The sequence below is a fragment of the Thermaerobacter composti genome (assembly GCF_033582035.1).
GTDB lineage: Bacteria > Bacillota > Sulfobacillia > Thermaerobacterales > Thermaerobacteraceae > Thermaerobacter > Thermaerobacter composti.
Genome location: NZ_CP132508.1, coordinates 2,103,704 through 2,117,593, shown reverse-complemented (window position 1 = coordinate 2,117,593; position 13,890 = coordinate 2,103,704). Strand labels below are relative to the sequence as shown.

The window sequence follows — 13,890 nt, the reverse complement described above, 5'->3', positions numbered from 1 at the left end:
CTCCTTCGACGATGCGGCCGGACCGGAGCGGCGGGCTTACCCCCGGCCTCGTGAGACGGTGCTGCCCCGCCCGTCCGGGGCGGGGGCCGGCTCCGCCCACACCACGCGGAAGAGCACGTCGCGCCCCGCGCGGACGGGGCCGCGGGCGGGCTCCGCGATGCGGCCGGCCCGTTCGTCCAGATTGGTGACCACCACGGGCGAGAGCACCGACCGGGCCGCGGCGGCGAGGCGGCCGAGATCCGCCCGGATCAGGGGCTGACCGGGCCGGACGCGGTCGCCGACCCGCACCAGGGCCGCGAAGACCCCCTCGGCGTGGGCGGAGTCGATGCCCACGTGGATGAGCAGCTCCAGGCCCTCGTCGGTGCGAAGGCCCACGGCGTGCCCCGTGGGGAAGAGGGCGGTGACGGTGCCCGCCAGCGGCGCCACCACCTGGCCGTCCTCGGGCAGCACGGCGGCGCCGTCGCCGACCATCCGCTCGGCGAAGACCGGGTCGGGGACCTGGTCCAGGGGCACGACGCGGCCCGTCAGCGGGGCGGGCACGGCCACGCCGTGCCCGCCCCCGCCGTCACGCCTCCGGGCCCGGGGGGCCACGCCCTCAGCCACGGCCCAGCAGCTCCTTGATCTCGGCCTCCAGGTGTTCGGCGCTGGTCCCGAACACCACCTGCACCGCCCCGCCGCCCAGGCGCACCACCCCCATGGCGCCCTGCCGGCGCAAGGCCGGTTCGTCGACCTTGTTCGGGTCGGCCAGCACCAGGCGCAGGCGGGTGATGCAGCTGTCCAGCTCGCGGATGTTGTCGGCGCCGCCCAGGGCTTCGATCACCGCTTTCGCCTTCTCGGACATGGTCTGCGCCTCCCTGGCAGGTGATGGCGAGGTCGAGCGACCCGTTCGGGGCCGGGCGGCCCGTTCCACCCCTCCAGCGGCCGGTTCCACCCTACCACAACCCGGCCGTTCCCCGCGTCCCCGCCCCGTCGCGCCCCGTCACCCGCCCGTTCCCGCGGCCGCCAGCCGCTGCGCCGCCCCCTCCCCGCCTCGGCGTCATCGGTCCGGGCCGAGCCTGCCATGCGATCCCGCAGGCGCGGGGGCGTCCGGCGGCAGGGTCCAGCCGGCGTCGCGGCCGGATGGCCGAGACCCTCCCGGCCGGCGTCCGGGCATGGGGGGCGCGGGCGTCGCCGCGTCCCGACGCCCCCACCGCGACGACGCCCGGGGACGCCTTGCGGCCTCACGGTGATTCGCCTTGCGGCCTCCCGGTGACGCCTTGCGGCCTCACGCGCCGGGATTCGACCGCGCCTCGGCGGGCTCGCGACCCGGCGTGGGCAGGTCGAGGCGCCGGATCAGGAAGCGGAACAGCACGTAGTACACCACCAGGAACACCAGGCCGATGGGGATCAGCAGGGCCGGCTTGGTGGCGATCCCCCAGTTGATCACGAAGTCGATGAGACCGGCCGAGAAGGTGAACCCGTGGCGGATGCCCAGCTCGTAGACCAGGGCCATGGAGATGCCCGCCAGCACGGCATGGGTCACGTAGAGCACCGGCGTCAGGAACATGAAGGCGAACTCCAGCGGCTCGGTGATGCCCGTGACGAAGGAGGTCAGGGCCGCCGAGAGCAGGATGGCGCGGGCCGATGCCCGGTTCTCGGGCTTGGCCTCGTGGATCATGGCCAGGGCCACGCCGATCAGGCCGAACATCATGATCGGATACCATCCGGCCATGAAGATCCCGGCCGACGGGTCGCCGGCGAAGAAGCGGTGCAGGTCGCCGTGGACCACCTGCCCCGTCTGCGGGTTGGTGTAGTCGCCGAAGACGAACCACACCAGGCTGTTGATGATGTGGTGCAGGCCGAAGGGCAGCAAGAGCCGGTTCAGCACCCCGAAGACGAAGACCCCGGCGGCCCCCGCCCCCACGATCCAGTTGCCCAGCGCGTCGATGGCCTGTTGGACCGGTCCCCAGACGAACCCGAAGACCACGCCCAGGACCAGGGCCCAGAAGGCGGTGACCAGCGGGACGAACCGGCGCCCGCCGAAGAAGCCCAGCCACTCGGGGAGCCGGATGTTGTGGTAGCGGTTGTACATGGCCGCGGCCAGCGCGCCGGTGAGGATGCCCGCCAGCACGCCCATGTTGAGGTCCTCGTTGATGGTGGTCAACGTCTTCTGGAAGACCACGTAGCCCACCAGGGCCGCCAGGCCCGCCACCCCCGCCTGCTCGGCGAGGCCGATGCCGACGCCCAGGGCGAAGAGCAGCGGGAGGTTCGAGAAGATCGCGTCGCCCGCCTGGGCCATCACCGGGATGTTGAGCAGGTCCGGCTGCCCCAGGCGCAGCAGCAGGCCGGCCGCGGGCAACACCGCCACCGGGGTCATCAGCGCCCGGCCGACCCGCTGCAATCCCCCCATGAGGTTCATCGTCCACACCCCTCCTCGTGAAATCTGTCCATCGGCCCCGGCAAAAAACCGGAGGATGCGCAGCCCTCGGGCTGCGCACGCCTCCGGTTGATGCCGGGTCGAACCCGTCACACACCGGTTCGCTTGGGTGGAACGGCTCCCGGGAAGAACGGGCAGGTCATGGGTTCGACGCCGGTGCGCCACCTCCTGCCGGCGGACAGGGGCCCCTACGGCGCTCCCGGGACCGGACCGCGAGCGGGCGCATCCCTGGGGGGACGGCGCCGTCCGGCCGCCTCCCGGGGTCCGGTCGCCACCGCCGGGTCGCCCCCTGAACGGACCGCGGCGCGGTCGCCCGTCGTCCCCGATCCGGGTGCGGACGGGCCGTCGGGCCGGCCTGCGGGCAGGGGCTCGGGCGACGGCGGACCGGCCGCCCCGCCGTCCAGCATGAGCTTCGCGAGGTGCAATGCGACGTAGCCCAGGTCGTCGGGTTGGACGGGCTTGCCCAGCCGCCGCGCGATCTCCTCCCCCAGCTCCCGGGCGAGGGCCATCGCCTCCGGGAACTCCTCGGCGATGCGGGGCAAGAGCGGGTTGGGCGTGCCGCCGCCCCGGGCCACCGCGTCGACCAGGTACCGCAGGTGGGCGACCAGGCGGGCGTGGTCCAGGCCGCCCGGCCGCAGGGCGACCCCCAGGCGCCGGCGCACCCACTCCACCAGATCGTGGACCAGGGCCGTGCTGCGGGCGGGTTCCTTGACCGGCACCCGCGCCCGGGCGGCCCGCAGGTGGAGGGCCACGAACCCGGCCTCGTCGGGCGGCAGCGGCGGACCGCCCGCGGCCACCACCTCCGCCAGCACCTGCCGCGCCAGCGCCAGCTCCTCCGGGAAGAGGACCTCGATCTCGGCCAGGAACGGGTTCTCCAGGGGCAGCCCGCGGCGCACCCGCTGCACCGCGAAGGCCAGGTGGTCCAGCAGGGCCGGCACGATGTGGGGGTCGACGGGCTCGCCCAGCGCCGCCTCCGCTCGTTCCACCAGCTGCGCGACGAGGCCGGGCAGCCACGGCGGCACGGGGACCCCGGGGGCGCCCGCGGCGTACGTGGCTTCGATGGCCGGGTCGTCCGCGGCGACGTAGGCGGCCTTGCGGGCGCGGAAGCCCAGCCCGCGGCCCTCCAGCACCAGGGTCCGACCCGCGGCGTCCCGCACCAGCACGGCGTTGTTGTTCAGCACCTTGACCACCCGGTACGCGCCGTGACCCGCCGGCGACGGCCCGTCGCCCTGCGGGTCGGCACCGCGGCGCCGGGCCTGCGCTCGGGGGCGCGTGGCCCGGTCCTGGGGCATGCGGCCGCCCGGCTCCTCGCCGGCCATCGCCGTCCACCCCCTGCCCCTGCGACGGTCCATCGTCCTCCCTGGGGCGGTCGGCCGTTCCGCCCTGCGGCGGTCGGTCCCCCCGGGGCCGGACCGGCCCTGGGGCGCCGCCACGCGTCCGGGACGAACCGGCCGCCCACGGTTCGGGGCGACGGTTCGGGGCGACGGCACCCAACTCCTGCTCCGCCGCCCGGGACGGACTGCCATCGCAGGCGGCGAAGGTCTATGGCGAATGTCGTAGCCGCTTCGCCCGCGCGGCGGTTCGCCTCGCAAGCCGCCGCGATCCGGGGGGCGGCGCGGTCGAGATTTGTCGCATGAGGGCAGGGAGCTTCGCGGAATCTCGCGGAATCTCGAGGAATTTCGTGCCAGGATATGGACAAGCCTCACCGAACACCGAACTCGGAACATCCCGGGGTCGCGTGGCGATACGGGCGGGGTCGGGTCGCATGGCGAGATGGGCGCGACCGGCGTGCCGAAGATGGTCGGCGGGGGAGGGGGCGTCATGGGGGGATCGGGCATGGGATCCACGGCGGGGTGGGACGGGCAGCCCCGATGCGACGGGCAGGCGCGACGCGACCCGGGTCTGGGCGGGGACGGGCTGTCGCGAGGTGGCGGGGGGATGCCACGGGCCCAAGGGCCGCGGAGGGACGGACGGCCGCCACGGGACATCGCCGCCGCCGTGGGCCGCTGGGGCCGGGTCCCGGTGGCCGGCCTGCGCGGGTGGACGGCGACGCATGCCTGGCGCATCCGTCAGGCCCTCGGCGTGGTCGCGGTTGGCGCCGGGACGGCGGCGGCGGTGGAGCTGGCGCGGAGGGCGGGGGCGCCGGCTTGGGGCATCGCCCTGGCCGGGCTCCTCGCGGCGCTGGCCGGCGCGTGGTGGTGCGACCATCGGGGGCGGACGCGGGTTCGTGACGAGGAACACCGCCACCGGCTGCTGGAGGCGGTCCTCGACGAGTTCCGCTCGCGGGCGACGGCCGTCACCCTGGCCGCGGGGGTGTTGCGGCGGCACGCCTCGGTCGGCGAGCCCGCCGGCGAGGCGGGGGCCCGAGCCGCCCCAGGCGGCCACCCTGGGGCGCGGCGGGGTGCGGCAGCCGCGGAGCCCGGGTCGCCGGCGGCGGGCGGTGGGAGCTGGCCGGGCCAGGCGACCGGCGGCGGGGGCCGATCCGCACGGACGAGCGGGGACGAGAGCCAGCCCGCGTGGACGGGCGGGGACGAGAGCCGGTCGGCGTGGACGGCCGGAGACGGGAACCGGTCGGCGCAGGCGACCGCGGCGCACCGCGAGGATCTCGCCGCCGACACTCCCTGGGGGGATGCGGAGGAGGGCCGCGGCCGGCCCGCCGACGGGGCGGACGGCGGGTGGCCTACCGCCAGGCGCTGGAGGCAAGGCGCCGTGGACCACCGCGGGTACGCCGTGGTCCAGCTGGAGGCCGAGGCGGAGCTGTTGCGGGTCGGCGCCCTTCAGCTGGCCTGCTGGTTGCGCCTCCGGGCGGGCCGGGTTCGTCCGGAACGGGAGCGGGTCGATCTCGCCGCGGTGGCCGAGCGGGTGGTCCGCCGCCTGGCGGTGGTCGCCCAGGCCCGCCAGGTGCGCCTGGCCTTCACCGGCTCGCCGGGCCCCGCCGCCGTGGTCCGGGGCGACCGCGCCCTGCTGGAACTCCTGTGCACCAGCCTGGTGGCCGTCGCGCTGGACCGGTACCGCTCCGGGCGACGGTTGGTTGTCGCGGTGGACGGCGACGGGGCCGCGGTGACGTTGGCCGTGCTGGAGGCCGCGGGCCGCGCCCGCGGCGAGGAGGGTGGGGCGGCGCAGCCGACCCAGGGCGTCGGGGCGGGTCCAGGCCCGGTCCCGGCGCACCGATCGGGCGGGACGGGGGGAGGGGCGACGCCCCTGGGCGATCCCCTGGCGGGACCTTCGGGATCCTCCCGCTGGCGCCGTGGGGGGCCGTGGTCGCTGGCGCTGGAGCTGACGCGCGATCTCGTCAGGCTGCATGGCGGCCGCCTGCGGGTGGGGCGCGGCCTTCCGTGGGTCGTCGAGATCCCCGCGGCCCTCGGCCCCTTCGGGGGCTTGCGCGCCAGGGCCTGGGCGGCGGTACCCTGGCGCTGGGACGCTGGCCAGGATGCCCCGGGGGCCAGGGCGGCCGAGGCCTGGCCTGGCGCCGGGTTCGCGGCGGGGCCGGAACCGACGGCCGGCGGCAAGGCGAGCCCTTGCCGCCGGCCGTCGCCGGGGGAGGCGGCGAGGCGCCTCCGGGCGCGGCGTCCGCCGGCGGAGCGGGGGGCCGCGGCCCAGGCCGGCGGCTGGGGGGCCGGGCGCTCGGCTGTAGGCGACGGGGCGCCGCCGCCCGGCACCGCGGGCGGCGGCGCCCCGGGGCCGGCCAGGGCCGTCTCGCCCTGCGGCGGGTGGCGGGGCAGGGGGGACGGCGGCGACGGCGGCCGAAGCCCAGCCGGGTGGTTGCGGGCTGCCTCGGCGTGGCGCGGCCTCGCCCGGGGCATGCTAGGCGTGATCCGGCGGGCGCGGGCGGCAGGCCCAGGGCGTTTGGAGGGGCCGAGCCGACCGGCGACCGCCGCCGCGCCGAAGCCTGCGGGGTCCGCGGAGCTCCGGGTCCCGTTCTCCGTAGGGACGAACGAGGCGGGGGCGCGCCCGCCGCGAGCCGCCGGGCTCCGCCGGAGGTTGGGGCTGCGCGTCCTCCGGGCTCGAGCCCTCCGCGGGTGGGCTCTCCGCAGACCAGGCGGTTGACGGGGCGCCCGACGGCCGGCGGTCGGGCGGGTGCCTCGCCCCTGGATGCCCGGCCTGATGCCCGACCTTGGGGGGCGCAGGATCCGCGGACGCCGGCCTCGGCGCACGTGCACGACCGCAGGACGTCCGCCCTGCCAGCGGGGCCACGCCGGTCGGCCGTCACGGGGGGCGCCCGTGGCCTCCCACCCGCTCCGGTACCGGGATCCGCCGGGGAGCCGGGGCGTGGCGCACCGGGCGGCCGGCGAAGCACCGGCCCGGAGGGGGGCGATGGCGCACGACAGAGGAGGAGATGGCGCCTCGAGGGGGTGGCCGAGATGGCGCACCTGGGCGCCCTGGTCGTGAAGTTCGTGGCGACCGCCGCGGTGCTGCTGTGGGTCCTCCCCGCCGGCGGCAGCATGGCCGGGCCAGCGGCCCTGCTCGGCCTGGCGGCGGGGATCACCCTGCTGGGGTACGCGGCCGGGGATCGGCTGGTGCTGCCCGTCGGGGGGCAGGCGGTGGCCGTTGTGGTCGACGTGCTGCTGGCGGCGGCGATCCTGGCGATGGCGGCCTATCTCTGGCCCACCCTGGCGCTGCGGCCGGGGGCGATCGGCCAGGCGGCCCTTGCCCTGGGGGTCGCCGAGTTCTTCTTTCACCGTTACCTCCAGGCGCGAGGTCTCGTCCGGTTCGACACGACCTGAGCCCACCCCCGACCGGTCCCTGGGCCCCGCCGGGCGCCCGGGCCGGTGGCCTCGTGCGCCGCCGGGCGGATCGCCGTCGCACCGGGGTGCTGGGCCCGCAGATCGGCGTCCCGGAGGACCTTCCCGCGGGTGGGTTCCGGCGATGATCCTGCCGGCGAAACCGGGCGAAAATCCTCCGGCAATGCCGAAAATCCCCTGGCAAACATGGTATGATCGACGGTTGGGAGGTCGACGGTCCGCCGGTGCGGTGCAAGCCGCACCGGCGGACCGTTCAGGGGGACCGCCGACCGGGAGGCGGTTCTTGGGAGAACCGACCGCACGCCGTGGGGCGAGGCGCGCCACCGCGCCACGGGGCGAGGCGCGCCAGCCAGCCACGGGGCGAGGTGCGCCACCGCGCCACCGGGTGACGCCAAAGCGCAACCGCCCCCCGCGACGCAGCGCGGCCACGCCCCGGAGCGAGGCGACGGCCGGACCCCAGGCCGCGACCATTCCGTGGCCCTCGGCGCGGCGGGCCCCCGGCGGGTGGGGGAGGGTCGCCCATTGGATGCAGCGGAGGTTCTGGCCCGGCTGGCCGGCATCCCAGGCCCCCCGGGCCACGAGGCCCAGGTGGCCGCGGCGGTGGAGGCGCTGTGGCGCCCGCTGGCTGCCGAGGTGCGCCGGGACGCGCTGGGGAACGTGATCGCCGTCGTCCCCGGCGAGGGGCTGGCGCTGCCCGACGGCCGGCGGGCCAGCGTGATGTGGGCCGCCCACATGGACGAGATCGCCCTGCTGGTGTCGTCCATCGAAGAGGGAGGGTTCCTGCGGGTCGACGCCGCCGGCGGCGCCGACCCCCGCAACCTGCTGGGGCAGGAGGTGACGGTCCACACCGCCGCCGGCCCCCTGGCCGGGGTGGTGGGCACCAAGCCGCCCCACCTGACCAGCGCCGACGAGGCCCGCAAGGTCCCCCGCCTGCGGGACCTGTTCGTCGACGTGGGGCTGCCGGCCGAGGAGGTGCGCCGGCGGGTGCGGGTGGGCGACCCCATCACCATCCGCCAGTCGCCGGCTCGCCTCCAGGGCCAACGGATGACGGGCAAGAGCCTGGACAACCGGGTGGGGGTCACCGTGCTCACCCTGGCGCTGGAGGAACTGGCCCGGCGCCGGCACGCCGTAGACGTCTACGCCGTCGCCACCGTCCAGGAGGAGGTGGGGCTGCGGGGGGCCGCCACCAGCGCCTACGGCCTCGAGCCCACCCTGGCCGTGGCGGTGGACGTCACCTTCGGCGACCAGCCCGGCATCCCCGACGGCAAGACCGTGGCGCTCGGCCAGGGGGCGGCCATCGCCCAGGGCGCCAACGTGCACCCGCGGGTGCTGGCCGCCCTGCGGGAGGCGGCCACGGCCGAGGGGATCGCCACCCAGCCCGAGCCCATCCCCGGCTCGTCGGGCACCGACGCCTGGGCCATCCAGATCGCCCGGGAGGGCATCCCCACCGCCCTGGTCTCCGTGCCCCTGCGCCACATGCACAGCCCCGCGGAGGTGGTCGACCTGGGCGACGTCCGCGAGGCGGCCCGCCTGCTGGCGGCCATGGCGGCGCGCCTCGACGCCGAGGCGGTGGGCCGCCTGGTGGGGCCGGGCTGGCAGGAGGTGAGGGCCGGTGCTGCTGGCACGGCTCAGTGAGGCCCGGGGCGTCGCCGGCGACGAGGCCGCGGTCCGTGACATCATCCTGGAAGCCGTCCGCCCCTTCGTCGACGCCTATCGCGTCGACGCCATGGGCAACCTGCTGGTCGTCAAAGGAAGGGACAAGCCCGGTCCGCGGGTCATGGTGGCCGCCCACATGGACGAGGTCGGCCTGATGATCACCCGGGTCGAGAAGAGCGGGCTGCTGCGCTTCGCCAAGGTGGGCGGCCTGGACGACCGCCTGCTGCCCGGCAAGCGGGTGCGGGTCGGCCCCGACGGCGTCCCCGGGGTCATCGGCAGCAAGCCCATCCACCTGGACCGCAAGGCGAGCAGCGTCACCCCGGCGGACGAGCTCTACATCGACATCGGCGCCACCTCCCGCGAGGAGGCGGAGCGGCTGGTTCGTCCCGGGCACTACGCCACCTTCGACACGGCCTTCGGCGAGTTCGGCCAGGGCCTGTGGAAGGGCAAGGCCTTCGACGACCGGGCGGGATGCGCGCTGCTGGTCGAGCTGCTGCGGGGCGAGTACGGCTTCCCCCTCTACGGCGCCTTCACCGTGCAGGAGGAGGTGGGCCTGCGCGGCGCGGCGACGGCGGCCCACGCCCTCGACCCCGACGTGGCCCTGGTGCTGGAGGGCACCACCTGCGCCGACATCCCCGATGCGGACGAACACGGCCAGTCCACGCGGCTCGGCTGCGGCCCCGCCATCACGGCCATGGACCGCACGGTGATCCCGCCGCGCTGGCTGACGGACCGGCTGGTGGCGGCGGCGGAGCGCCGCGGCATCCCGTACCAGTGGAAGCGCACCACCATGGGCGGCACCGACGCCGGGCGCATCCACCAGGCGCGGGCCGGCGTCCCGTCGGCGGTGGTCTCGGTGCCCTGCCGCTACATCCACTCGCCGTGCGCGGTGATGAGCCGGCAGGACTTCGAGCACGCGCTGGAGTTGGTGCGCGGCTTTCTCGAGGATCTGAGCGAAGGAGGCGTGCCCCGCCATGGCGACCCCCAGTGAACAGCCCGACCGCCGGACCCGAGGGTCCGCGGGCGCCGGCGCTGACGCCGGTGCCGGCGCGGCCCTGGGCCCTGGTCCCACGGATGCCCCGGACCCGCGACCCGGCGGACCGGACCCGCGAGGCCTCGGCGCGGCCCCGGGCGCGGGCGCCGCGGATGCGACCCCGCCCTCGGCCTCTTCCACCCCGGCTCCGACCTCGGCCGGCCGGGAGTCCCGCGCGCCCGCCGGCGAGTCCCGGCTGATCGGCTTCCTGCGCGAGCTGACCGAGACCTACGGCCCGCCGGGCCGGGAAGACGCCGTGCGCGAGGCCATCCGCGCACGGGTGGAGGCCTGGGCGGACGAGGTGCGCGTCGACGCCCTGGGCAACCTCATCGTCCGGCGGGCGCCGCGGGGCGGCGCCGCAGCCGGTGCGAGGACGGGCGGCGGGGGCGGTGCGGGTCGAAGCGGCCACCGCGTCATGGTGGCCGCCCACATGGACGAGATCGCCCTCATCGCCACCCACATCGACGACAGGGGCTTCATCCGCGTCGAGCCGGTGGGCGGCCAGGATCCCCTGGTGCTGGTGGGCCAGCGGGTGGCGTTCGCCGGCGGCGTCGTGGGCGTGGTGGCCTGCGAGCGGCTGGACAGCCCGCGGGATCTCAAGATGGGCAAGCTGTACGTGGACATCGGCGCCCCGTCGGGCGATGCGGCGCGCCAGCGCGTGCGCGTCGGCGACATGGCCGTCTTCCACCGGCCGCTGGAGCGCGCCGGCAGCCGCCTGGTGGCCAAGGCCCTGGACGACCGCTCGGGCTGCGCCGTGCTGATGGAGGCCATGGCGCGGCTCGAGGAGTCAACCCACGAGGTGCCCCACGAGGTGTTCTTCGTCTTCACCGTACAGGAGGAGGTCGGAATGCGCGGGGCGCGCACGGCCGCCTTCGCGGTGGAGCCCGACGTGGCGGTGGCCGTCGACGTCACCGTGGCGGGTGACACGCCGGAACCCGAGCATCGGCTAGCGGTCGAACTCGGCAAGGGGCCGGCCATCACGGTGAAGGACAACAGCCAGATCGTCCACCCGCTGGTCCGGCGCTGGATGGAGACGACCGCCCAGGCGGAGGGCATCCCGTACCAACTGGAGGTCCGGCCCTTCGGCGGTACCGACGCGGGGGCCATGCAGCTGGTGCGCGCGGGGGTGCCGGCGGGCACCCTGTCCATCCCGATCCGCCATGTCCACACCCCGGGGGAGATGGTGGACGCCGACGACCTGGAGCATGCCGTCCGGCTTCTGGTCGCCATGCTCCAACGGCCCCTGCCGGCGGCGTAGGGCGGTGGCAGCCGCCCGACCATTCATGAAAATGAATGTCACTTCTTATCTGCCGAAAACGCGGGATTTTGCGAATTCCCGGCAGGATTCTCCGCCGGACGTGCGGTACAGTAAGAGGGGGTCGACGTGCATCCTCCCCACGGGGGATGCGAGGTCTCCCGCCACGGGGGCGGCCGCCAGGGGGCAACCGCCGCTGCCAGCGCGCTTGCCACGGTGGACGGGGTTGCCATAGACTGAGAGGGGTAATCCGGCGAGGAAAGGAGCACCGGCCGATGATCTACGTCATCTGCGAGCCGTGCATCGGCACCAAGGACCAGTCCTGCGTCGAGGTCTGCCCGGTGGACTGCATCTACGAGGGCGAAGACCAGTTCTTCATCCACCCCGAGGAGTGCATCGGCTGCAGCGCGTGCGCGGCCGTGTGCCCCGTCGAGGCGATCTACGACGAGGACGAGGTCCCCGAGCAGTGGCAGCACTACAAGGAGAAGGCCCGCAAGTTCTTCGAGGAACGCGGCCAGCTCTGATCCTCGACAGCGGTGCCTGCTCCCATCACCGACCATGCCAGCGAACCGCGCCCCGGCAACCCTTCCGGGGCGCGTTGCGTCATCGATACGGGTTGCCCGGCATCGGTAGGACCGGTTTCCCAGCATCAGTACCCAGTGATGCAAGACGCCCTAGGGTCAAGTCAAGTCCTCGTAGTCGGGGACGTGGATCGTTCGCAAAACGCTGTTGAGGCACGTGCCCATGGGCGCTACGCGGCCTTGGGCTGTTACCGCTAGAGGCCGTGGTGCGGGCGTACAAGGACCTCTGGCGGGTCGAACGGGCCTTCCGGACCCTCAAGTCCCCCCTCGACCTGCGGCCCATGTTCCACTGGACGGAGCCGCAGGTACGGGGGCACGTCATGATCTGCTTCCTGGCCCTCGTGCTGGAGAGCCTCTTATTACGTAAACCCGGTCGCCAAAACCCCGTGGCGAGCTAGGAGGACGTGCTGAACGACCTCGCCCAGTTCCATGCCGTGGTCGTCGAACTCGATGGCGAGACCTACCTCACCGGGACCGAGCTGGTCGGGCCGGCCTACGAAGCCTTCAAGGCCGTCGGTCTGCGGCGACCGGCGCGGGTGCAGCTCGGCGACGTCCTGAGACGACCCCCGCCGCATAGTGTACTGGTACGTAGTCCTCGTGTGCCCAAGAAGGCCTTATATTTTAAGGGGTCTCAAGGATCGCGGTGTTACTATCGAGCCAGGTCGAGCGCGCTTGGACGATGTGGGCTTCGCGAAGGGTGTGGCGCTCCTCTGCAAAGAGGCACCACAAGCCAGCCGTAAACGTGGGACCGACACCCGTCCTATTTCGGGAATCGTAATAAGACGGAGATATCGACTGTTTTCCGCCGATCTAGGGGTACAGGGCCAGCCCAAGGGCCGAGATCCCCACATCCATGGTTTGCTCTACCATTTGCAGGAGTCGTATCCTATGGTTGCTTCATTCACTAGGAGTTGGATGCCATGTCGTATGTGACGATTACCAACCGGAGGGCGTAGACGCTGCGGCTTCGGCTAGGCCCATACACCGCAACTGTCAATTTCGACCCGACGACATTCGAAATTCGAACCATTGAAACCGACCTACCCGCTATCAAGCCGCTGATAAAAAAGTATGCATACGAACAGGTGACGTGGGCCGGGCGCGCCAGAATTGTTGACTCTGCTCATTTTAATTATAACCTGTTCCCGCTGGTTCCTCCGCCGAGCGTAACAGCATCAAATCCGGCGGCGGCTCAGGACTACGAAGCGATTGACATTGATATTGTTGAAGGACCAGGTTATGCGATTCGAGAGTCGTCATCATTAGAGGCGATTACATTCTGGTGGATTGAAGAAAACAATGATCCGCGAGAAGGCTTGCCGTTCGAAGTCAGTGTGATAATCAACGGAAATCAAACGAAATTGACCGGAACAACTGTTATCGGATACGAAAGCGCAACATCAATGCAACTCGCGCCTCTCGTATTAAGAATGTTTGCTTTGCCGTACGAGTGGTGTTCGACGGGAAGATCTGTTATCGACTTTGCTGTCATCGGGGCGCCCTTTTCGGGGCGAGTAGTCTTTGACGCAAACGAACGGAGCATTGTAGACATCACTCTAAACCAACACCCTGTACCTAAGTTCGAAACCCGTCGTAGGTACGGCGAAATTTGGTGGCGAACTCGGTCAGTAGTAATGAAAACGATCAAATTTACACAAAATAATGAACCGATTGATATTCCTTTTGATGCGAAAGGTGGGGTAGCCTGTATAAGGTCTGGAAACATTAAGCGGGATTTATTCTTTGACGGCCCTGGCTATGCTTTTGCGACGTCTCCGACTCTCGGTGCAATCACCGTTTGGTAGATAACGACTGGAACTGTTGGAGATGTAGAAGTGGCCATGGGTGACTTCAAGGTTGATGCCGGCTTAACTCAAATGGTGGCATATCCAAGCCTGATTGGTACCGAAGCGTTGGATTTGAAGGTGTGCGTGCTGCAAATACCGGTTGTTCGACTGAATTCAGTGCTTAAGGCCAAACATGAAGTTCCTGCTGTGGTTGGCTAGGAGAATCATCATGCTAGGCCGTAGAGTTGTGTATGGAAGTCGTGAGCGGAGGATTGTTCCTCCGCTCAATTGTGTACGCCCGGCATGGGCGAGTGCTAAGGGGTGAAAGTCCCCTGCGGAGTGTGGCCCCGTACAACCGCTAGCCGAAGGCAAGGGTGCCCGTGGCGACGCGGGATCCGAAGGAAGCCGGAGGCAAAGTCG

12 protein-coding genes and 1 pseudogene are annotated in these 13,890 nt (G+C 72.6%); 9 read left to right on the top strand and 4 right to left on the bottom strand.

Annotated features, from left to right (window positions below; genetic code table 11):
- Window positions 1-36: 36 nt before the first annotated feature.
- From Q5761_RS08570 to Q5761_RS08555, 4 genes are all read right to left on the bottom strand, one after another.
- Window positions 37-603: a PTS glucose transporter subunit IIA gene (locus Q5761_RS08570; RefSeq protein ID WP_318750261.1), complete on the bottom strand. Its 567-nt coding sequence runs from the start codon at window positions 601-603 to the stop codon at window positions 37-39.
- Window positions 596-910 (bottom strand): glucose PTS transporter subunit EIIB, encoded by a 315-nt coding sequence (locus Q5761_RS08565; RefSeq protein WP_256369312.1) that lies wholly within the window; start codon window positions 908-910, stop codon window positions 596-598. The genes Q5761_RS08570 and Q5761_RS08565 overlap by 8 nt, the downstream gene beginning before the upstream one ends.
- A gap of 354 nt (window positions 911-1,264) precedes the next feature.
- Entirely contained in the window at window positions 1,265-2,398 is a 1,134-nt protein-coding gene (locus tag Q5761_RS08560) for a PTS transporter subunit EIIC (RefSeq protein WP_135225827.1), read from the bottom strand.
- 206 nt (window positions 2,399-2,604) lie between these two features.
- Window positions 2,605-3,735, bottom strand: a complete 1,131-nt coding sequence (locus Q5761_RS08555) for a PRD domain-containing protein (protein WP_318750260.1) — start codon at window positions 3,733-3,735, stop codon at window positions 2,605-2,607.
- A gap of 619 nt (window positions 3,736-4,354) precedes the next feature.
- Between Q5761_RS08555 and Q5761_RS08550 the strand changes: the two genes are divergently transcribed.
- From Q5761_RS08550 to Q5761_RS08510, 9 genes and pseudogenes are all read left to right on the top strand, one after another.
- On the top strand, window positions 4,355-6,463 hold the full coding sequence (locus tag Q5761_RS08550) for a hypothetical protein (protein ID WP_318750259.1): 2,109 nt from the start codon (window positions 4,355-4,357) through the stop codon (window positions 6,461-6,463).
- Window positions 6,464-6,777: 314 nt separating this feature from the next.
- Window positions 6,778-7,140, top strand: a complete 363-nt coding sequence (locus tag Q5761_RS08545) for a DUF2512 family protein (RefSeq protein ID WP_318750258.1) — start codon at window positions 6,778-6,780, stop codon at window positions 7,138-7,140.
- A gap of 540 nt (window positions 7,141-7,680) precedes the next feature.
- Entirely contained in the window at window positions 7,681-8,793 is a 1,113-nt protein-coding gene (locus tag Q5761_RS08540; protein WP_318750257.1) for a M20/M25/M40 family metallo-hydrolase, read from the top strand.
- A complete protein-coding gene (locus Q5761_RS08535) occupies window positions 8,771-9,805 on the top strand; it encodes a M42 family metallopeptidase (RefSeq protein ID WP_135225823.1) in 1,035 nt (344 codons plus the stop codon). The genes Q5761_RS08540 and Q5761_RS08535 overlap by 23 nt, the downstream gene beginning before the upstream one ends.
- Window positions 9,789-11,105, top strand: a complete 1,317-nt coding sequence (locus Q5761_RS08530) for a M42 family metallopeptidase (RefSeq protein WP_318750256.1) — start codon at window positions 9,789-9,791, stop codon at window positions 11,103-11,105. The genes Q5761_RS08535 and Q5761_RS08530 overlap by 17 nt, the downstream gene beginning before the upstream one ends.
- A gap of 272 nt (window positions 11,106-11,377) precedes the next feature.
- Window positions 11,378-11,626 carry a ferredoxin gene (locus Q5761_RS08525; protein ID WP_135225822.1) on the top strand — a complete coding sequence of 83 codons (249 nt, stop codon included), beginning with the start codon at window positions 11,378-11,380 and terminating at the stop codon, window positions 11,624-11,626.
- 245 nt (window positions 11,627-11,871) lie between these two features.
- Window positions 11,872-12,031: pseudogene (locus Q5761_RS08520) on the top strand (transposase); the annotation flags it as partial.
- A gap of 737 nt (window positions 12,032-12,768) precedes the next feature.
- Window positions 12,769-13,488: a hypothetical protein gene (locus Q5761_RS08515; protein WP_318750254.1), complete on the top strand. Its 720-nt coding sequence runs from the start codon at window positions 12,769-12,771 to the stop codon at window positions 13,486-13,488.
- Window positions 13,489-13,518: 30 nt separating this feature from the next.
- The gene (locus tag Q5761_RS08510) at window positions 13,519-13,689 is read left to right on the top strand and encodes a hypothetical protein (protein WP_318750253.1); all 171 of its coding nucleotides are present in this window, start codon (window positions 13,519-13,521) and stop codon (window positions 13,687-13,689) included.
- Window positions 13,690-13,890 lie beyond the last annotated feature (201 nt).